The 19,680-nt window shown below is 44.2% G+C and carries 18 protein-coding genes and 1 pseudogene; 5 read left to right on the top strand and 14 right to left on the bottom strand.

What is annotated here, in order from left to right:
• Nucleotides 1-16: 16 nt before the first annotated feature.
• A complete protein-coding gene (gene pyrE / locus ACHUFM_RS09180; RefSeq protein WP_063332432.1) occupies nt 17-664 on the bottom strand; it encodes an orotate phosphoribosyltransferase in 648 nt (215 codons plus the stop codon).
• A 117-nt stretch (nt 665-781) separates the two neighbouring features.
• Between pyrE and ACHUFM_RS09175 the strand changes: the two genes are divergently transcribed.
• Nucleotides 782-1,558, top strand: coding sequence for an exodeoxyribonuclease III (locus ACHUFM_RS09175; protein ID WP_394181641.1), 777 nt, complete (start codon nt 782-784; stop codon nt 1,556-1,558).
• Between the two features lie 78 nt (nt 1,559-1,636).
• On the opposite strand, the gene ACHUFM_RS09170 is transcribed toward ACHUFM_RS09175, so the two are convergent.
• Entirely contained in the window at nt 1,637-2,557 is a 921-nt protein-coding gene (locus tag ACHUFM_RS09170) for a D-hexose-6-phosphate mutarotase (protein ID WP_394181639.1), read from the bottom strand.
• Between the two features lie 229 nt (nt 2,558-2,786).
• Between ACHUFM_RS09170 and ACHUFM_RS09165 the strand changes: the two are divergent.
• Both ACHUFM_RS09165 and rimK read left to right on the top strand, forming a co-directional pair.
• A pseudogene (locus ACHUFM_RS09165) lies at nt 2,787-3,191 on the top strand (ATP-dependent zinc protease family protein); the annotation flags it as partial.
• 75 nt (nt 3,192-3,266) lie between these two features.
• Nucleotides 3,267-4,169 carry a 30S ribosomal protein S6--L-glutamate ligase gene (gene rimK, locus ACHUFM_RS09160; RefSeq protein WP_394182011.1) on the top strand — a complete coding sequence of 301 codons (903 nt, stop codon included), beginning with the start codon at nt 3,267-3,269 and terminating at the stop codon, nt 4,167-4,169.
• Between the two features lie 85 nt (nt 4,170-4,254).
• Here rimK and ACHUFM_RS09155 read toward each other — a convergent pair whose 3' ends face one another.
• From ACHUFM_RS09155 to ACHUFM_RS09145, 3 genes are all read right to left on the bottom strand, one after another.
• Complete coding sequence (locus ACHUFM_RS09155) at nt 4,255-4,722, bottom strand: nitrogen regulation protein NR(II) (RefSeq protein ID WP_394181637.1); 468 nt, start codon at nt 4,720-4,722, stop codon at nt 4,255-4,257.
• On the bottom strand, nt 4,719-5,732 hold the full coding sequence (locus ACHUFM_RS09150; RefSeq protein ID WP_394181635.1) for a response regulator: 1,014 nt from the start codon (nt 5,730-5,732) through the stop codon (nt 4,719-4,721). Before ACHUFM_RS09150 ends, ACHUFM_RS09155 begins: the two co-directional genes overlap by 4 nt.
• 179 nt (nt 5,733-5,911) lie before the next feature.
• On the bottom strand, nt 5,912-7,096 hold the full coding sequence (locus ACHUFM_RS09145; protein ID WP_394181633.1) for a GAK system CofD-like protein: 1,185 nt from the start codon (nt 7,094-7,096) through the stop codon (nt 5,912-5,914).
• A 131-nt stretch (nt 7,097-7,227) separates the two neighbouring features.
• Here ACHUFM_RS09145 and ACHUFM_RS09140 point away from each other — a divergent pair, with 131 nt between their 5' ends.
• Both ACHUFM_RS09140 and ACHUFM_RS09135 read left to right on the top strand, forming a co-directional pair.
• The gene (locus ACHUFM_RS09140) at nt 7,228-7,995 is read left to right on the top strand and encodes an IclR family transcriptional regulator (protein WP_394181631.1); all 768 of its coding nucleotides are present in this window, start codon (nt 7,228-7,230) and stop codon (nt 7,993-7,995) included.
• Nucleotides 7,996-8,019: 24 nt separating this feature from the next.
• Nucleotides 8,020-8,928: a DUF808 domain-containing protein gene (locus ACHUFM_RS09135; protein ID WP_394181629.1), complete on the top strand. Its 909-nt coding sequence runs from the start codon at nt 8,020-8,022 to the stop codon at nt 8,926-8,928.
• 64 nt (nt 8,929-8,992) lie between these two features.
• Here ACHUFM_RS09135 and ACHUFM_RS09130 read toward each other — a convergent pair whose 3' ends face one another.
• The 9 genes from ACHUFM_RS09130 to ACHUFM_RS09090 form a co-directional block, all read right to left on the bottom strand.
• Nucleotides 8,993-9,796: an HAD-IIB family hydrolase gene (locus tag ACHUFM_RS09130; RefSeq protein ID WP_394181627.1), complete on the bottom strand. Its 804-nt coding sequence runs from the start codon at nt 9,794-9,796 to the stop codon at nt 8,993-8,995.
• A 7-nt stretch (nt 9,797-9,803) separates the two neighbouring features.
• Nucleotides 9,804-10,562 (bottom strand): DeoR/GlpR family DNA-binding transcription regulator, encoded by a 759-nt coding sequence (locus tag ACHUFM_RS09125; RefSeq protein WP_394181625.1) that lies wholly within the window; start codon nt 10,560-10,562, stop codon nt 9,804-9,806.
• 1 nt (nt 10,563) lies between these two features.
• Nucleotides 10,564-11,319 carry a glycerophosphoryl diester phosphodiesterase gene (locus ACHUFM_RS09120; RefSeq protein WP_394181623.1) on the bottom strand — a complete coding sequence of 252 codons (756 nt, stop codon included), beginning with the start codon at nt 11,317-11,319 and terminating at the stop codon, nt 10,564-10,566.
• A gap of 6 nt (nt 11,320-11,325) precedes the next feature.
• Nucleotides 11,326-12,390 carry a sn-glycerol-3-phosphate ABC transporter ATP-binding protein UgpC gene (ugpC, locus tag ACHUFM_RS09115; RefSeq protein WP_394181621.1) on the bottom strand — a complete coding sequence of 355 codons (1,065 nt, stop codon included), beginning with the start codon at nt 12,388-12,390 and terminating at the stop codon, nt 11,326-11,328.
• A 4-nt stretch (nt 12,391-12,394) separates the two neighbouring features.
• Nucleotides 12,395-13,243: a sn-glycerol-3-phosphate ABC transporter permease UgpE gene (gene ugpE, locus ACHUFM_RS09110; protein WP_063332420.1), complete on the bottom strand. Its 849-nt coding sequence runs from the start codon at nt 13,241-13,243 to the stop codon at nt 12,395-12,397.
• A complete protein-coding gene (ugpA, locus tag ACHUFM_RS09105) occupies nt 13,243-14,118 on the bottom strand; it encodes a sn-glycerol-3-phosphate ABC transporter permease UgpA (RefSeq protein WP_113873268.1) in 876 nt (291 codons plus the stop codon). The genes ugpE and ugpA overlap by 1 nt, the downstream gene beginning before the upstream one ends.
• An 83-nt stretch (nt 14,119-14,201) precedes the next feature.
• The gene (gene ugpB / locus ACHUFM_RS09100; RefSeq protein ID WP_394181619.1) at nt 14,202-15,503 is read right to left on the bottom strand and encodes a sn-glycerol-3-phosphate ABC transporter substrate-binding protein UgpB; all 1,302 of its coding nucleotides are present in this window, start codon (nt 15,501-15,503) and stop codon (nt 14,202-14,204) included.
• Nucleotides 15,504-15,740: 237 nt separating this feature from the next.
• On the bottom strand, nt 15,741-16,088 hold the full coding sequence (locus ACHUFM_RS09095; protein WP_394181617.1) for an Hpt domain-containing protein: 348 nt from the start codon (nt 16,086-16,088) through the stop codon (nt 15,741-15,743).
• Nucleotides 16,089-16,099: 11 nt separating this feature from the next.
• A complete protein-coding gene (locus ACHUFM_RS09090) occupies nt 16,100-19,273 on the bottom strand; it encodes an ATP-binding protein (protein ID WP_394181615.1) in 3,174 nt (1,057 codons plus the stop codon).
• Between the last annotated feature and the right edge of the window lie 407 nt (nt 19,274-19,680).

Below are 19,680 nucleotides of genomic sequence, written 5' to 3'. Positions count from 1 at the left end.
TTAGCGTGACGCTTACTTAGATTCCGTATTGGTCTCGGTAAGCTTTTACCGCGTCCAAATGCTGGGCAAACTCTGGAGAGTCTTGCTCAGCCAAATACGTCATGATGTCGTTGAGTGACACGATGCTGATAACCGGCATACCAAAGTCTCGTTCAACCTCTTGAATGGCAGACAATTCGCCTTGGCCTCGTTCTTGACGATCCAATGCGATAAGCACACCAGCTGGCGATGCATTCGCTTGTTGGATAATGGCCATGACTTCACGGATAGCGGTTCCTGCGGTAATCACGTCATCAATAATCATGACGCGACCAGCAAGAGCTGCGCCAACGAGAGAGCCGCCTTCACCGTGAGTTTTTGCTTCTTTGCGGTTGAATACGTATGGTGTATCTAGATTATGATGATCATACAGGGCAACGGCTGTTGTCGTAGCCAAGGGAATGCCCTTGTAAGCAGGGCCAAAAAGAACATCAAATGGAACATTTGCTTCCATGAGAGAGGCGGCGTAAAAACGGCCTAACTTCGCTAATGCTTGGCCTGAACTAAATAAGCCAGCATTAAAAAAGTAAGGGCTTACGCGGCCTGATTTAAGTGTAAATTCGCCAAAGCGCAAAACGTTTTGCTCAATAGCGAATTTGATAAAGTCTCTTTGGTAAGGTTTCATACCGGCTCCAGAAAGATAAAAATTCACAACACAGCGTCACCAAGATGGTATAAAAAGCCATGCTAACTTAGGATAGGCGCTAATATAACACACGGCTAGGAATTGTAGGGACCAGAAATGAAGGTCATCAGCCTTAATGTAAACGGTATAAAACAAGCAGCCGATCGCGGCTTTTTTGAATGGATGGTTCGTCAGAACCCGGATGTTGTGTGTCTACAAGACATACAGGTCGATGAACGTAGCTTAAATGACAGCGTTTTCTTTCCACCTGAATACAACACCTATTTCTTTGATTCGATGGAAAACCCTGATCAAGCAGGGGTTGCCATCTACTGTAAGAGTATGCCAAAAGCGATTATGACTGGCATGGGCTTCCCTGAATGTGACTTTGAAGGTCGTTTCATTCAGGCGGATTTTGACAAGGTTAGTATTGGTGCTTTTTTAACACCACACGGATCGAATCACGAAGAAGCCTTACAGGAGCATAAATATCGCTTTATGGAAGGTTTTAAGAATCATTTGATTAAAACCCGTCGTAAGCGTCGCGAATTTATTTTTTGCGGCACAGCGAATGTGGCTCGCTCTCCGATTGACGTCAGCAGTTGGTTTGTTAATCAGCGTAACTCTGGCTTTTTACCAGAGGAGCGCAAATGGATTAATGAAATTTTTAACGAGCTAGAATACATCGATGCTTTCCGTCAGGTGAACAAGCAAGATAAGCAATACACTTGGTGGCCAGACTACGAACGGGCTTGGAAATTAGATGAAGGTGGTCGTTTAGATTATCAAATTGCCACACCTGGCCTAAAAAACGTGATTCAAGGTGGCACCATCTACAAAGGTCAGCGTTTTTCTGATCATGCGCCATTGATTATGGAATACAACTTAGACTAAGCGTTTAAGCGACCACAAAAAACCGCTGCATGCATTTGGCATCCAGCGGTTTTTTAATGGCGACAACAAACAGAAAATCTAGTCTTCCATTAGTGGCTTGTGTTTTACCTTTAACTTCAATTGGTGAATGTCACCTGGTGCAATCACATAAGCATCTGACAAAGCATTACCAGCTTCAACACAAACAAAGCGACGATAGTCCTCTTTGTCCATATCGGCTCGTTTCTTTGCCAATTTACCGCCTGGGTTCCACAGAATCGTGCTACCACTGCCTTCCGTTTGAATAATCAAGCGGCGCTGCAAATCTGGATCATGTATCTCACACTCTTCTGGTGACGACACATACACTCGATCCATATGATTACAAGGCGTCACGACACCTTGCTGCTGATATTCACGCCCCTCATCAAACTTATCAATATAGGTAACTTGATCTAAACCATGTACTTGCGCGGCTTTGTTATCCGCCACATGGAAATAAGTATGCAAGGCCTCACTTACCGGCATGGGCTGATCGGATAGATTTGCCGCAGTAAAGTTAATGCGAAAACCTTTACTAGAGAAACGAAACACCTGACGCAACTCAAAGACATAAGGCCACATTTCTTCAATCAATGGATGGTCTTCCGAAGCAAGACGAATGACAATTTTCACATCGCCGTTTTTAAAGCGCCCTGCTTCAATAAATTCCCAACGGAAATAACGCGCCAATCCGTGCGCAGGAAAATCTTCCTTCTCTTCATTGGCACCGAACCAAGGCCAGCACACTGGCACCCCAAAATGTCGACGCCCAAAACGGCCTTCACCGCCTTTATTTTCCGATTGAAACAAGAGATCAGGTTGACCTGATGGCGTAAAGCTCACCAAGTGCCCGCCCCATAGAGCAATAACGGCGCTAAAGCCGGGTTGATCTATGATGATTTCATCACATTTTTTTAAGCTTGCAGGACGTATTTCTCCGCCTAGCTCTTCCAACTCTTTCATTAGTTGGCCATTCATTTATCACCCCAGTTGCTATTTCTTATACGCACATAGTAACCCCACAAATGACGATTACAATAGTTTGTGTTTATACCGAAAATTCGAACACAAAAATTATTCCAAAAGGAATGAAATAACGCTTAACCTGAAATGCCTTTTAAGCTATAAAGCACGGGGAGAATAGATGGCCATCAAGGCCACTTTAGGCTTCCTGTTTCTTCCCTATTTTCTATAGAGTTAAAAGTTTATGAACCAAATGAACGAAGCCAAAATGGTTGTTGGCAGTGATGAATGGTGCGCCTTTCCGTCACTAAATATTCCTGCCATCAAAGCAAAAGTGGATTCAGGTGCCAAAACCTCATCATTACATGCGGTGAACATTCAAAGCTTTCCCCGTAACGGCGAGCAATGGGTGAGCTTTGAGGTCCATCCACTACAAGACAATCGCAAAACAAAAGTCCACTGTGAAGCCCAGATCATTGACCAACGTTTTATCAAGAGCTCCAACGGAGATAAAGAAAAGCGTCACGTCATTCGTGTACCGATTTCTTTAGGTGAAAAATCCTGGTCAGTAGAAGTCACTCTGACCGATCGCGACAGCATGGGATATCGCATGCTGTTGGGCAGAGAAGCCATGACCGGACGAATTCTAGTCGACCCCGAAGGCCAATGCCTACTAGGAGAACGCTCCCAAGACGTGCTCGCAGATTTATACAAGTCTCCTGACATTCGTACTGGTGGTTTAAAAATCGGTCTATTGGCCAGCAATCCAGACTTATATAGCAATCGTCGTATTATTGAAGCTGCCGAAGCTCGTGGCCATGAGATCCAGTTTTTAAACGTCAAAAACTGCTACATGAAATTGGATGCCACTACTCCAGAGATTCACTACCGAGGTGGCCGAGTATTAAATGATCTAGATGCCGTCATCCCACGCATTCGTCCAAGCATGACATTTTACGCTTGCACCTTACTTCGTCAGTTTGAATCCTTAGGCATTTATTGCCTGAATACTTCTATTGCTATTTCGCAATCAAGAGACAAGCTTCGCTCCCTACAACTGCTACTGGATAACGGTTTAGACATCCCCACAACAGGGTTCGCTAACTCACCATTAGACACTGGTGACTTGATCGATATGGTTGGCGGTGCACCGCTTATCATCAAGCTCTTAGAAGGTACGCAAGGAAAAGGCGTGGTACTGGCTGAAACCCGCAAAGCGGCAGACAGTGTGATTAATGCGTTTAAGAGTTTAAACGCCAATATTCTAGTCCAAGAGTTTATCAAAGAAGCCAGTGGTAAAGACTTACGCTGCTTTGTTATTGATGGTCGAGTCGTGGCGTCCATTCAGCGAGTCGCCGCACCGGGAGAGTTCCGTGCCAATATCCATCAAGGTGGTCATGCTGAGCTGATTAAAATCACACCAGATGAAAAACGCATCGCCATCAAGGCTGCAAAAGCGATGGACTTACGGGTAGCTGGGGTAGATATCATTCGCTCCAATAAAGGTCCATTGCTGTTAGAAGTAAACTCGTCTCCAGGTCTACAGGGCATAGAAACTGCGACGAATGAAGACATTGCAAGCCGAATGATTATGGCGATTGAGAAGCAACTGTTGCACAAGAAATAATCCTAACCAGCCCAGTTAGCCAACAAGGCTAAGTTTATTGCCTGTGCCGTATCATCAAAAAGCCACCTTAAGGTGGCTTTTTTCGTTAGGCTTTGGTTGTACCTTGTCGAATGGCCTCAAAGGCCATCTTATTCGTCGCCACATCGGTGACGTCATATACGACTAAACAAACTTGATTTATCGCACCATCAGGGCCAGAAATAGGACGGATTGCGATATTTTGATACATATAATCCGCAATACTAGTCAGTGGTCGGTAACACTTAAATTTGAATAAGTGGGGGCGCTGTTCCCAAGAAATGTAGATGGGAGTTTTCAAACCAAACACATTATCCAACTTTTGTTGCAGCCAACTCTGCTCAAGGTCAGAGAAGACCGTAAATAAAGATTGCTGCTTAGCAATAGAAGAACTCACGCCACTATGATTCTCCATAAAGCTATTCCACAACTGTATTTTGTATTGTCGATCCAATACCACCAACCCCACGTCAATGTGGTGAAGTAAATCAAACATCCAGTGAAAATCGGCTAAGCCATCAGACTGCATACTCATTCATCCTCCGCCAGAAATGACAACAAGTGCTCTAATGTCGGCACAGAATCTTCTGTGAACAACAACATCAAATCACAATTGATCTGGTAGTTCTCTACTTCATACACAATCTCGACCGCTAAGGTACGTTTCCACGACGCTTTTTTCACATTAATTAAATCCGCAATTCTAACATGCTGACCAAGCAAGGTTGGATGGCCATGGCTAAAATCAATGTTCAACTGTTTACCCACTGCGGCCATGAAAGGCCCGACAAGTACAGAGGACACATCCATTAAGAGTTCCGTTTCATGTTCACGAGAAATCGCATCCGTCATTCCCAGCAAGGTAGCCATGTCAGGAAAACTGGAATCGTTAAAAATCAGCAAAGCTTCAAATGCAATACCAGAGCCCACAAAGCCTTGTGATACGGCAGAGCAACTGTCCTCTTTCACACTGTATTCTAGTGCCATTTGCAGTTCGCCTACTTCCAGAATACTTACTCTAGGCACAGGCAACTTGATAAACACATTGAGCATTTCTGCTAGCACGCTAGCGGCACGTCCCATGGCAATATTAGAGACCTCTTGTAATGTCTCTTGCAGGGTGAAGCTTTCCGCCGCGGTCACCACCTCATTCGGGGTCCCACTCGCTTGAGCGTTGGGCGAGAATAACTCTAGTTCTAACAACAATGTTCGTATGTCTTCTGCGGCAGCGGGCTTTTTATGGAACGCAGCGGCGCCCATCGCTTTCACTCGCTCAATGGCTTTTGGCTGGACGTCACCAGACACCACAATCACCACAGGTGCATTAGCGACGTCTTGAAGCGCTTCCAGAGTTTCATAGCCGTCTTTTACCGGCATATTTAGATCCAAGAATAAGACATCAAACGCATTCGCTGCTATTTGCTCCAGCGCATCCTGACCATTCTCAGCAAATTCAATTTCGACATTCCAGTCATTTGGCAAAACCTTTGCCAGCTGCTTCCTTGCAATTTTTGAATCATCACATATCAGTACCTTTGTACTCATGACAGTTCTCTTGTTATCTAGTATCTCTACTATCGCAGCTAAGGTGATGTTTCGAAAAACACAAAAGTGTTACGTCTCGTAATTTTTTTTATCCCACTTTAATAAAGTGTGCATTTTATTCTCTGCTAAAATGCATTCTCTTCTCACTAAAAAGTAGCATACGTTCTTAAACTTCGCTTTTATACGAGCGACAACAAGGCCTTAGTCACCAGTCTTTCATCGTACTTTTCAGGTTTGTGGGTGATAAGAGGCGTTTTAATCACGGCCACATTAAGTCGGTCGAGTTTATCAAAATCTAATTCGCCATAATCATAGCGATCATCAAGCAATACGTAATCTAATGCAGAATAGTTCGCATGTTCTGGCACATCTTTTATGATGGCTGCAATGAGGCGCTCAACCCGCTCAGTAAGAGACAAACCCAACTGCTCTGGGTCCATTCCTAAATTCGGCACATAAACCTTTGGGTTTGGGTTTCGGCAAATGGCCTGACCAACCCCCTGTGGCGTTAAATTAGCCAATAAGCTGCTGTAGAAGCTACCTGGTGGATAACAAATCAAGTCCGCTGTCTCGATGGCATCTTTCCGATCATCGGCAATCTGACAATTGGTTGGCTGTGGTTGCTTCAATCCTTTATTCAACCACATGCGTTTGATCGGACTGGCAAGCGCGGAGGTTTCTTTGCCCGTTATATTGTGTTGCCCCAACACCACATCACCATTTTCCAACTCAACACCCAGATGCAAATCAGCATCCAGAGTGGTTTTCACTTCCCCAAGCGCTTTGATCAAACGAGAAAACAAGAACACGATTGGATCAAGCTGATGCTGGTTGTTTAAAAAACCGCCCGCCATAATCAGATTTCCAATGCTTGCTCCGCGTAAATCAAACGCTTCATCTATTTCAGCCTGAGTCACAGCCAATTGGGTTTGAATCAAAGCCTTCATCGGGTTTGGTATAGTAACGATTAACTCGTGCTCACCTTTCACCAAGGCATCCAATTGCGCACTTAGCTCAGCCAAGGAGTCCGTATGACTTAAACGATGAGTGAACAAGGCATACACTTCTGGTTGCCCCAAAACGGTTTCATCCGCTAACGCCATCAAACGACTTCGCAAATCCCCTACCGCAGGAATATCAAACGCCGCTCGTAACCTCGCTGAACTACCACCGGAATCAAACGGAGTCACCAAATGTATAGAGTGGTGGGTATATTCTTTAAAGACTCGACTGATTTTATTCAGCGCTGAACCACCACTAAAAAACAACACTTTTGGACCTTGCTCAGGCAAACTCTGATAACGATGCACACGAACAAGATCTGGCATCACCATGCGTCGCCAGATACGTAAAGCATCCGCCATATTAACCACTCCGTCTATTGACTCTTAATCCTACTGAAAACGAAAAAGTGTTTTGAAATATATTCTCTTAACTGACAATGTTAAGATAAAACACATTCTAACCATAACATGTTTTACAGACAGGAAAGATCATGGAAAAAAAACCAACTGGTTCTTCTCTTAGCAAAGCACTCACTATGCTGAATCATGTATGTACCTCTCCTGTCCCATTACGCTTTGCCGAACTGGTTGACCTATCTGAATTACCTAAAGCCACAGCCCATCGCCAACTCAATACCTTGTTAGAACATGGCTTGGTGCGTTTTGATGAACATAAGCAAGCTTATTATCCTGGCTATGGATTGCTGGCTTTAGCCCATCGTACTTGGGCCAACTTAGATATCCGTGATGTGGCCGCCTCACCAATGCGTGATTTATGGTCTTGCACTCAAGAAACCATTCATTTGGCGGTTCTTGATGGTGCCGATGTCATCTACATAGACAAATTAGAAAGCCCTAAAAGCCTTAGGTTGTATTCCGCCGTCGGCAAAAAAGGCCCAGTTTATTGTACTGGTGTCGGCAAAGCCATGTTGGCGTTTTTACCCACACACATACAACAACAGATCATTAGTGAACAAGCCTTTACTCGTCATACTGAGCACACACTCACCACACCAGAAGCGCTGCAAGACAATTTACAACAAATAAAAGACTCGGGTATTTCACTCGACCTTGAAGAGCACGAAATCGGCATCAAGTGTGCTGCGGCTCCTATTTTTAACGCACGTCACGAAGTTGTGGCAGCCTTCAGTGTTACCGCACCAGCGTTTCGAACTCCTGATGATATTTATGAAGAAATGAAAAAAGCGGTAAAATTAGCCGCCGAAGTAATTTCAAAGCATCTCGGGGCATGTGATTAAAGCGAATTTAACAAGGAAATCATCATGGCGGTAACTGGATTATTAGCACTGCTAGATGACATAACGACCCTTCTAGATGATGTGTCTGTCTTATCTAAAGCTGCCGTCAAACAAACGGCAGGCGTGTTAGGCGATGATTTAGTACTCAACGCTGAGAAAGTGTCTGGTGTAAAAGCCGATCGTGAATTGCCCGTGGTTTGGGCTGTCGCCAAAGGTTCCTTTGTCAATAAATTAATTCTGGTACCGTTGGCCCTTGCCATTAGTGCTTTTATCCCTTGGCTGATTCAGCCTTTGTTAATGCTGGGGGGGTTGTATTTGTGTTATGAAGGTGCCGAAAAAGTTTGGCATTTAATCAAAAAAGACCATCAATACAAAGACAAGTTCAGAAGCCACCTTCAAGCAGCGAAAACCCCACAAGAGCTTCTCTCATTAGAGAAAGCCAAAGTGCGCGGCGCCATTCGTACAGATTTTGTACTATCAGCGGAAATCATCGTCATTGCACTTGGCGCTGTTGCCAGCCAACCACTACTAACTCAAAGTCTAGTCGTAAGTTTCATCGCTATTGTTGTCACTATGGGAGTGTATTTTCTTGTTGCCTTGATTGTTCGACTGGACGATATAGGAGTATTTTTAAGTCGGTCCAAACAAATCATTTACCAATCCTTAGGACGCTCTCTTCTAGTCAGCGCACCATACCTGATCAGACTACTCAGTGTTGTCGGGACCATTGCGATGTTTCTTGTCGGTGGTGGGATTTTTATTCACGGCTTACCTGCTTTACATCATGCGGTTGAACTTATCACTCTGCAGGGCATGGATCATTTTTCCCTAGTTCAGGCAGCCGCCAATACTTTACTTAGCTTTATCACAGGTTTACTGATAGGCCTTAGTGCTTTGATTATAATGACGCTTTTTTCCTATTTACGCAGATAAAGCCAACAAAATTCAACACTTGGCCTCTGCGGTAAATAAACCGGTAAAACAGAAGAAAAGTACATTAATTCTCTTTAGCCGTCAGGATAACAGCAGCCAGTTCAGCAAAACCAAGGCCGCCAGGCTGGCTGGTTTGAAACTTTGGATGATGCTGCATTTGCGCTAAATGATGCGCTATATTCGCCACGCCGACACTGAGAGGAAAGCGCGCAAACATACTTTCATCATTCGGCGCATCACCTACATACAACACCTGCTCACGCTGCTGCTGCTCACTCAATTCATATACCTGACTGAGTACACGTTGAGCCATCGAAAACTTGTCATAGCCATCGGAACAAACGTTAATGTGAATCGAGCTGGCACGAGCATTCAGTCCTAACGCTAATAGCGCCTCCAAACAAGCCTCCTTGGAAGCAATGGCCGGTGGGTTCACATCTTGAGCATAATCAATCGCCACATCAGTCAAACGATAGGCCTGATCGCGCGCAAGCTTTAAATCTGGAAACTGACTAAGCACACGCCCCACTTGCACTAAAATATCTTGCTGCTCGGCTCGCATTACGGACTCTTCACGCCAAAAGTCATAAGTCAGGTGTTGTCGTTCATCACGACCAATAAAACACGCACCGCCTTCTGTTATGACACCTTCAACTGGCAAGGCCCTAGCAATCATATCTGACCAGCCAGCACAGCCGCCAGTGACTGGAATCACCTTAATGCCTTGAGTTGCTAGTTCAGCTAAAGACCGTAACGTTTCGACTGGCAACTGCCCTTGCCAAGTCAAGGTGTCGTCAAAGTCCGTTAGAATAAATCGCAAACGCTGACAATCCTGCATTGCCAATTCAGAAAGAGAGTTAATAGACATAGTCACCTTATGAACAAAGTTGTATTTTTACGCCATGCAAAGTGAGTAATTGCCGTTGTTTTTCAGATAATTTATCAGTGAAAACCTGATCAATTGCCGAGAAATTATGCACCCGTGCCATGGCCTTTCGCCCCCATTTATGCTTATCAGCCACCAGCAAACTGTGTCGACTTTGATCTACTAAAACACGACTAACAGCAGCTTCTTCAGGATCAAAGTCCAACACGCCCTGTGCTTCATCTAATCCACCACAACCCAACACACCATAATCAAAATAATATTGTCTTAGACCTGTTAAAGTTTCCTCACCAACCAAATCATAATGACGATGCCTCAGTTTCCCTGCTAACACTCGAACACGGATGTGGGGGTAGTTACCAAAGATACTGGCTACAGTGAGATTGTTGGTAAATATTTGCAGATGCTGATGAGAAACCAAGGCTTTCGCCACATACTCAACCGTTGTCCCTATGCCTAAAAAGACCGACGCACCGTCAGGAATAATTTCAGCGACTCGAGCCGCAATCGTGGCTTTTGACTCACCGTTTAGTAACTGACGATGATCAAAAGGCAAGTTCTCGGTACTTGATAGAGGCGACACACCACCATGGGTACGGCGCACTAGATGACGCTCCGCCAACAAATTAATGTCTTTACGAATGGTTTGGGAAGACACGTTAAATCGTGCCACCATATCTTCCACTAACAAAGCGTCTTCCTGCTGAACCCAATTTAAAATTTGATTCTGTCGGTCACTTAATGCCACATCAAAGCCTTTCATCTTCGACTAAAAACGCAAACTGAGTAGGGTCATCGGTAATCACCGCATCCATCCCCCACTCCCAATGAGACGTCACGGTCTCAGGGTCATTTGGTGTATAACAAAGCAACTTATAGCCCGCAGCTTTCACAGCTTGCGCTTGCTCCTTAGTTAAACAGCTATAGTCACAATTCAAACTATAGGCTTCAATGCTCTGCAATTGTGCCAGCCAATCCTCAGGAATCACTTCGTACAATTGTGCCAAATGTCGCCCATCGGCAATCTCATAGCACAGTTGCAATGCCTGATGATTAAAACTTGAAATAATCAATCTATTATTGTCCTGCCAATGATCGCGTAATACCGCCATCACCGCTGGCACAATATTCTCCACGTCCTCTTCGGCGTGTTTGATTTCCAAATTGAGACCCAATCCCAATGATTGAATGCATTCCAAAGCTTCTAACAAAGTGGGCATTTTTTCATTGATAAACGCCGCTGAAAAATACCCACCCGCATCAAGTTTGGAAACGTCTGCTGGCAGCAATAAACGCGTGTTACCCGTGCCATTTGTGCAACGCTCTAGAGTATCATCGTGAAAGATCACTAAACCACCCTCAGCGATCAGATACACATCAATTTCAACCCAAGTCGCCCCGGCTTCAGCCGCAGCCTTAATGGATGATAAGGTATTCTCCGGTGCCAATAAGGCCGCACCACGATGTCCCATCACCTTCGTATCTAAAACGGTTTCCACTGTCATACTCACTCACAAGCGTTGTTGCGTTACAGCATCAAAAACATGCCAATGATCCAAAGGCGCTTTTAGCCACAGTAACGAGTTGATTTCTGGCCAATGAGGACCGGATAGTCGGACCACCATTGACTCTTGCTTAACGCCCAGATCCACAGTGCCGTGTATTAAGGTTTCAGCGCCTAACGATTCTACCGCTTGAATGCGCAAAGCGAAATCCGCATTTGCTTCATCCACAACTTCTAGGTGCTCAGGGCGGATTCCCCAAATAATGTTCCCTCTATGATCGTGAACCAAAGGTAAAGACAACTGATCCGATAAACAAATGCCTTGCTCATCTAAATTCGCTGGCAACAAATTCATCGAAGGTGAGCCAATAAAGGCAGCGACAAAAGGCGTAGCAGGCTTATTGTACAAATCCATCGGTGTGCCAATTTGCTCAGCTTTACCTTTGTTCAGCACCACCAGTCGATCAGCCAATGTCATGGCTTCGACTTGATCGTGCGTCACATACAAAGTGGTCGTACCTAACTTTCTTTGTAACTGGCGAATCTCGACTCGCATCTGCACTCGCAATTTGGCGTCTAGATTCGATAACGGCTCATCAAACAAAAACACCTTGGGATCTCGCACCATGGCACGCCCCATAGCAACGCGCTGACGTTGACCACCTGATAACTGCTTAGGTTTACGCTCTAACAGCTCTTCCAGACCCAGCATGTTCGCCACAGAGGTGACTTTTTCAGCAATGACTTCTTTACTTTCACCTCGATTCTTCAAGCCATAAGCCATATTGGCATACACTGTCATATGAGGGTAAAGGGCGTAGTTCTGGAACACCATGGCAATGTCACGATCCGCGGGCTCTTTATCATTAACCTTTGCCCCTTTGATCATCAAATCACCTTGAGAAATGGTCTCAAGCCCTGCCACCATTCGCAGTAACGTTGACTTACCACAACCTGACGGACCAACCAGAACAATGAACTCACCTTCTTCTATCGTCAGATCGATACTTGGAATCGCGTGATACCCATTGGGGTAGGTTTTACCAATATTGTTTAATACTACATCTGACATTTTCTTATTTCTCCGCGTCCACTAAGCCTTTCACAAACAATTTCTGCATACCAATCACCACGGCGACTGGCGGAATCATGGCGAGCAGCGTAGTGACCATGACATGGTTCCATTCAATATCCCCCTGATCCACAGCCAACATACGTTTAATACTCATTACCAAGGTATAATAAGCATCGTCTGTGGTGATGATCACAGGCCATAAATATTGATTCCAACCGTAAATAAACATAATGACAAACAAGGCAGCGATGTTGGTACGAGACATCGGCAACAAGATATCGAAAAAGAATCGAATCGGGCCTGCACCATCAATTCGCGCCGCCTCAATCAACTCTCCCGGCATGGTCATAAAGCATTGTCGAAATAAGAAAGTTGCCGTCGCACTGGCAATCAAGGGCAAGATTAACCCTGAATAACTGTTCAACATATCGAGATTCGCCACCACTTCATAAGTCGGTACTATACGTACCTCTACAGGGAGCATCAGGGTAATAAAGATCACCCAAAAACACGCCCCGCGAAAGGGAAAACGAAAGAACACAATGGCATAAGCCGACAATAATGAAATAAACAACTTACCGACGGTAATGCCAAGCGCCATGATGAAAGAGTTCAGCATCATGTACCAAACAGGCACATCCACACCGGAGCTGGCTTCTCCTAAAAACACAGATCGCCAATTCTCTAGCGCTTGATCACCAAACCACAAAGGAATTTCACCGGCACCAAAAGCGGAACTGGGGTGAGTCGATGCCACCAAGGCGACCCAAACAGGCAAGGCGACGACACCAATCCCGAGCAACAATGAAAAATGACTGACGAAGGTAAGCCAAGGACGATTTTCTATCATTAGTATTCCACCTTACGTTCAATGTAACGGAATTGAATCACCGTCATAACGCCAACCAAAAACATCAACACAACAGACTGAGCCGCTGAACTGCCCATGTCTAAACCGATAAAACCATCATTAAAGACTTTGTACACCATGGTGGCTGTGCTCACACCAGGGCCACCTTGAGTGGTCGCGTCAATTACTCCGAAGGTATCAAAAAAGGCGTACACTAGATTAATCACCAACAAAAAGAAGGTCGTCGGTGAAAGCAATGGGAAAACGATGGTCCAAAAGCGTTTAAACGGGCTAGCACCATCAATCGATGCGGCTTCAATTAACGAGCGCGGCACAGCTTGTAAGCCAGCCAAAAAGAACAGAAAGTTATAACTGATTTGCTTCCATGTGGCCGAAATGACCACCAAGGTCATTGCTTGGTCACCGTTTAAGAAATGGTTCCAGTCGACACCAAAGTACTGCAACCAAAGAGCAACCGGCCCCATGCTAGGATCAAATAACAGCCACCAAAGCACACCAGCCAAAGCGGGCGCGACTGCATAAGGCCAAACCAGTAAGGTTTGATAAGTCAGTTTGCCGCGAATGACTCTGTCCGCCATGACGGCTAGCCAAAGCGCGATAGCCAAACCAGAGAAGGCAACGGAGAAACTAAACACTAAAGTGACCCAAATAGACTTGTAATACTGTGGATCATTAAACAGATAGACAAAGTTATCAAAGCCAACAAATTCTCGGCTTAAGCCAAACGCGTCTTCTTGATAGAAAGCTTGTTCAAACGCTTGCTCTGCTGGCCATAAAAAAAAGATAAGAGTAATAACAAGCTGAGGTAAAACCAACAGATAGGGTAATTTTTTATGAGGAAAATACACAGACATTAATACCACGCCTTGCCATAAGTTCAAATACAAAACCCTCGCTCATCAAGAGCGAGGGTCACACCGTAATTAGCTAGCGCTAATTACTTATTGGCTCTTTCAAACTTACGCAGCAACACGTTACCGCGCTTGACCGCTTCGTCTAGTGCAGCCTGAGCAGATTTTTGGCCTGCCCAAACACCTTCTAACTCTTCATTAATGATGTCACGAATTTGTACAAAGTTACCTAAACGTAAACCTTTAGAGTTTGGCGTTGGTGTACCTGAGGTCATCTGCAACACACCTGTTTCTGTACCAACATTTTGAGCATAGAAACCTTGTCCCTTGGTTAGGTCGTAGGCAGCACGAGTAATTGGCAAGTAGCCTGAGAACTGGTGCCAATCTGCTTGAACTTCTGCACGAGACAAGAAGCTTAGGAAAGACGCTACGCCTTTGTATTCTTCTTTTTTATGACCCTGCAGCACCCAAAGAGACGCACCACCAATGATGGTATTTTTCGGCTCAGAGATCGCACTGCCTTGATAAGGAAGCTGTGACACACCAAAATCAAACTTGGCGTTTTTCTTAATACCAGCGTAACCCGCTGAAGAGTTCATGAACATCGCACACTCTTCACTGTAGAATTTTGGTGCAGAATCACTGCGACGACCACCATAACTAAAGATGCCGTTCTGCTGCCATTCACTCATTTTTTCAATATGAGCCACTTGCAATGGACCATTAAATGTCAGTTTCGTATCCAAGCCACCGAAACCGTTTGCTTCACTGGCAAAAGGGGTATTTTGACGAGCGCTGAAATTCTCTAGCTGAACCCAAGACTGCCACGCGGTGGTGAAGCCACATTTAACGCCATTGTCCAACAACTTCTGAGAAACACTTTCCATTTCTTCCCAAGTCGTTGGTGGATTTTGAATGCCAGCCTTAGCAAATAGGTCTTTGTTGTAATACAGAACTGGCGTTGAACTATTGAATGGCATAGACAACATGTTGCCTTCTTGATCAGAGTAGTAACCCGTAACGGCACTTAGAAAACCACTTTGATCGAATGATTGACCAGACTCACGCATTAATTCGTAAACAGGGTAAATGGCCCCTTTTGCGGACATCATGCTGGCCGTACCCACTTCGAATACTTGTACTATGTGTGGTTGTTTTTTAGCACGGAAAGCCGCAATAGCGGACGTCATGGTTTCCGTATAATTTCCTTTATAAACAGGCTTAACGGTATAGGCATCTTGAGAGTCATTAAATGCTTTGGCGATCTCATTTACTTTTTCACCATTCGCACCACCCATTGCATGCCACCATTCAATATCGGTTGCCGCAAAGCCGGAGCTTGCAATAGAGAGTCCAATCACCGCTGACGCCAATTTCAATTTATACATTTCCGTGTTCCTCACAATGAGTTGTTTTTAGAAAAGAAAGAACGACTATAGAAACTAAATATTTCAATTTGATGATAGATAAGTTTCATTTGAAACACAAACACACTCAAATGAAATTGAAAACGAAGATTAAAACCATAAAACAGAGGATAAACAGACGCTTACACCTTGTTTACTATTGATTTGAAAGGTCTTAATAGGAAGAAAATAAGAGGCTAAAAATAGCGAGTGAACAAATTATTTTAGAATTTCGTGTTTTAAAGCCAAAGAGAGACGATCAAATTCGGTATTTAAAGCCGACATTACTGTATTTAATTGAGGTGCTGCTTGGTTGTCGATAATACGCTGCAAATCATTAAGCTTTTCGCAAAACTGGTAACCAGATACCTCTAAACCTGCGCCTCTCAAGCGGTTTGTGACCACCCCTAGATTATGCCAGTCACATTCCATTATATATGTATCTAGCAAGGCTAGCAGACCCGTCGCTTCTTTCAGGAACTCCGCCGCCACGAGTGTCATCAACTCCTCATTACGAGCAAGGCGACTTTCAAAGTCTGAACTATCAAATATGATTACATCCAACATAGTCTTACTACCTAGTCTATTGATTTAAGCCATTTCGTTAGAGCTTCCACTAACTTATTCTGGGATACGGGCTTCGCAATATGGTCATCCATACCGGCAGCAAAGCACTCATCCTGATCCCCCTTCATTGCATTGGCACTTAATGCAATAATAGGGACATTCGCTGCGGTTTTAGCATCGTTAAACTGCCGAATATGACGCGTCGCCTCATAGCCATCCATCACCGGCATTTGACAATCCATCAAGACCAAATCAAACTTGGTTTGCTTAGCTAAACTCACTGCACGCTCACCATTTTCAGCAATCTCTACCTCGACGCCATACAGGTTTAGCAACCCACGCGCGACGATCTGATTTGTCAAATTATCTTCCGCTAACAACACTTTGACATTAAAAACAGGGCGATTATCTGACGTTGAGTTATTGCTATTGGTCGCCATAACTTCTCCTAAAACGGGTGGCTTCAAACTTTCTAGAACATCTAATAACGGCGTGCTAAGTATAGGCTTCATTACAGATGTTGTTATCATTTTATCACTAAAATTAAACTCGGAGCGAGATCGTAATAAAATGGATTGAATCTGCTCTTCTAGACACATTTGCTCCAACTGAGCAATCTCATCAGATGACGCATTTTTAAATGCATTAGAGTCCAATAAAATCAGCTTTTCAAGCCCTTGTTCACTGGCTAACGCATCACTAAAATTAGAAAAAGTAGTCACCTTACAATCTAATGAATCAAGCAAACTGGCCACATAAGAACGCCCTGTATCATTTTCATAAATGAGCGTCACACGGACTTCGTAGCTCACCGTCTGTGGCGTCTCGATTGCATTCACCTGGATTGGGATTTGCACATAAAAACTCGACCCAACTCCTTGCTGCGACTCTAAACGTATTTCCCCCCCCATCGCCACAACAATGTCCTTACTGATGACCAATCCTAAACCTGTTCCACCAAAGCGTCTGGTCGTAGAGCCATCTGCCTGTTTGAAACGCTGAAATAATTGCGATTGCGCATCCTTCGCAATACCAACTCCTGTGTCTTCAACCTTAAATGATAAAACATGATCATCGCCTGCTTGACGGTCAATAGTGACCGTTAAATTCACCTCACCCACCTGGGTAAATTTAACCGCATTGCCTACCAAATTCATCATGACCTGTTTCAGCCTGACACGATCCCCTAACAAGATTAAATTAGGTACCAAGCTCGCAGGTACATTTAATACGATGCCTTTGTCTTGCGCTTTGAGGCTGGCAATATTGGCCACTTCTTCTACTAAAGCATTTAATGAAAATAACGTTCTTTCAATTTCCATAGCCCCAGCTTCAATTTTAGAAAGGTCTAAAATATCATTTATAATATCCAATAAAGATTCAGCACTTTGTTTTGACAGCGTCGCCAATTGAATTTGATCCGCCTGCAATTTACCGTTCAACAACAAGGTTAAACTGCCAATCACACCATTCAATGGCGTACGAATTTCATGGCTCATATTCGCTAAAAACTCACTTTTTGCGCGGTTTGCTTGCTCTGCTTCATCTTTGGCTTTGCTCTGCTTCAATTCAGACAATTTGAGATTATCATTCGCTAATTGCAGATCTTTAGTGCGCCGCCGAACTTTATGCTCAACATCTGCTGCATGACTACTTACAATCAATAAGAACCAGCCAAATAAGCCCGCCACAAATAGACCAAAAGCTAAGACTAACTGGACAATCCAAGGCTGTTTAAAAAAGTAATCTTGACTCACTTGATAGAGTTGCCAAGTTTTCGCACCAACACGAATATCAACTTTTACAGCGTGTTGAAAATCGCCCTGCTCATAAGCCAGCACTAAATCAGAAACGGTTAAACTTGCCTCTCTATTTTTCGCCACTAACACCGATGAACCACTGTGACCAAACTCGTCCACTAAATACAAATCCGTGTTCGGTAAACGACCTTTTTGAACAATGGTGTCTGTTAACGTAGATAAAGCGATGACTGACGCAGCCACACCTAAGAAAGTATCTGTTTGTTGATCAAAAAAAGGTAAAAACAACAAAACCCCTTTCGTATCCTGAACAAGGCGTAAAGGGGACGTAGGGTAAACTTGTTTGCTTTGAATAGCCTGATCCAGAGCAAACTGTCTGTCTGCTTGAGAATAGACGTCATACCCAAGGGCAGCACTATTACGCTCAAGTGGCGAAATAAAGGTCACTACAATGTGACTTTTTCTAGGAATGACTGGGACTAAACGCCCAGTTGGAGACCTTTCTTTCACTCGAAACTCTCGATCCTGATAAAAGCGTTGAATACGCCTTTCAAAGTTCAAAATATCGTCACCCGCAACGGAGAAGTTCAACGAAACCCCAACAATTGAATCATCTCTTTGCATTACTCGGTCAGAAAAAAAGGCAAACTCCTCCGCATTAATTTCTTCACTGCTATCAATAAAAGCCACAAAACTGTAAAGCATATCCACGGCATTTTTAATACGATTTGAAACAGAAACTTCTAACCGTTCTGCGTTGGATTGAAATTCCTTTACTTGCCGATTCCATTCTGCATACCCTCCCCCCCAAGACAAAATAGCGATCATCAACAACACCACGATCAGACCACTCATTAAACGCATTGGACGATCAAAATATTCACCAAACAAAGAAGGTAAAAATACCGCTAACCATGGCACAATAAAGATCACACCAATCATGTCGCCGGCCCACCAAACACCCCAGTTTGTCCAATATTGCGCGTAATCTATAGCCCCAAAAAATAATAATGATGAAACCCCTACACTTGCCCCTATCAAGGTTGACAAGACACCACCCAGAATCACAAAACGCAATGCCTGACGACTACGATGAAACAAACGTGACACATCAACAAAGCGACGCACTAAATAACCACCAACACACGATTGCAATACCGCCCCCATGGCGATACATGCCGGTAACGCCAAAGCAAATTCTTGATGATTTAACCAAGTAGTAGAAACATTGATGAGCCAAGAACCAAGGAAGACACCCAATGGGGCAAATTTTGGAAAAAACACAACAGCAGTAAGTGCTAGCCCAGAGGCCGGCCAAATAATCGTGGAATAACCTGGAGATATAGCAACCGTCAAACCAAGTGCTCCCAACACTGAATATCCCAGCGCTGTCAGCAAAATAATCTTAACGATTTTTGTCATCATAATATCCCTTGTGATCAGTCATCTAAGCATAGACAAGCTGGATCAAGGCATAAGTAAGATATTAGTTATGTTATGTAATAAAGAAGCTTACAAATAGATAGAGATACTCAATCCAAAGTAGCTTAAGTCGCTAACCCCATCTTAATGATCTCAGGGGGCAGATCCCAAGCAGCGTAAGCCACTGACGACGGCAGTGGCGCAAGGCGTTACTGTTTGGGATCATAAATCTTCTACTTCTACCAAGTTGATCTATCGCTACTTTGTTATTTAGTTTGTTTCTTTATCGGAACAAAATAAATTTAACGAAAGAGAGACGCTTATTAAAGCGCCGAGGTAGAAAAACCCTAATGCACGCCACCTTGGCATTGGAGTCGTGCTGACGCGTTGAACTTGCGAAACAGGCGCAA

Source organism: Marinomonas posidonica, assembly GCF_043643765.1.
In the GTDB taxonomy this organism is placed as follows: domain Bacteria; phylum Pseudomonadota; class Gammaproteobacteria; order Pseudomonadales; family Marinomonadaceae; genus Marinomonas; species Marinomonas posidonica_A.
This window is presented reverse-complemented; position numbering and strand designations above follow the sequence as displayed.

Excerpts from the sequence above, each read along its gene's own strand:
- pyrE (WP_063332432.1), bottom strand. The coding sequence starts at position 664 with ATGAAACCTTACCAAAGAGACTTTATCAAATTCGCTATTGAGCAAAAC.
- ACHUFM_RS09175 (WP_394181641.1), top strand. The coding sequence starts at position 782 with ATGAAGGTCATCAGCCTTAATGTAAACGGTATAAAACAAGCAGCCGAT.
- ACHUFM_RS09170 (WP_394181639.1), bottom strand. The coding sequence starts at position 2,557 with ATGAATGGCCAACTAATGAAAGAGTTGGAAGAGCTAGGCGGAGAAATA.
- ACHUFM_RS09155 (WP_394181637.1), bottom strand. The coding sequence starts at position 4,722 with ATGAGTATGCAGTCTGATGGCTTAGCCGATTTTCACTGGATGTTTGAT.
- ACHUFM_RS09150 (WP_394181635.1), bottom strand. The coding sequence starts at position 5,732 with ATGAGTACAAAGGTACTGATATGTGATGATTCAAAAATTGCAAGGAAG.
- ACHUFM_RS09145 (WP_394181633.1), bottom strand. The coding sequence starts at position 7,096 with ATGGCGGATGCTTTACGTATCTGGCGACGCATGGTGATGCCAGATCTT.
- ACHUFM_RS09140 (WP_394181631.1), top strand. The coding sequence starts at position 7,228 with ATGGAAAAAAAACCAACTGGTTCTTCTCTTAGCAAAGCACTCACTATG.
- ACHUFM_RS09135 (WP_394181629.1), top strand. The coding sequence starts at position 8,020 with ATGGCGGTAACTGGATTATTAGCACTGCTAGATGACATAACGACCCTT.
- ACHUFM_RS09130 (WP_394181627.1), bottom strand. The coding sequence starts at position 9,796 with ATGTCTATTAACTCTCTTTCTGAATTGGCAATGCAGGATTGTCAGCGT.
- ACHUFM_RS09120 (WP_394181623.1), bottom strand. The coding sequence starts at position 11,319 with ATGACAGTGGAAACCGTTTTAGATACGAAGGTGATGGGACATCGTGGT.
- ugpC (WP_394181621.1), bottom strand. The coding sequence starts at position 12,390 with ATGTCAGATGTAGTATTAAACAATATTGGTAAAACCTACCCCAATGGG.
- ugpE (WP_063332420.1), bottom strand. The coding sequence starts at position 13,243 with ATGATAGAAAATCGTCCTTGGCTTACCTTCGTCAGTCATTTTTCATTG.
- ugpA (WP_113873268.1), bottom strand. The coding sequence starts at position 14,118 with ATGTCTGTGTATTTTCCTCATAAAAAATTACCCTATCTGTTGGTTTTA.
- ugpB (WP_394181619.1), bottom strand. The coding sequence starts at position 15,503 with ATGTATAAATTGAAATTGGCGTCAGCGGTGATTGGACTCTCTATTGCA.
- ACHUFM_RS09095 (WP_394181617.1), bottom strand. The coding sequence starts at position 16,088 with ATGTTGGATGTAATCATATTTGATAGTTCAGACTTTGAAAGTCGCCTT.
- ACHUFM_RS09090 (WP_394181615.1), bottom strand. The coding sequence starts at position 19,273 with ATGATGACAAAAATCGTTAAGATTATTTTGCTGACAGCGCTGGGATAT.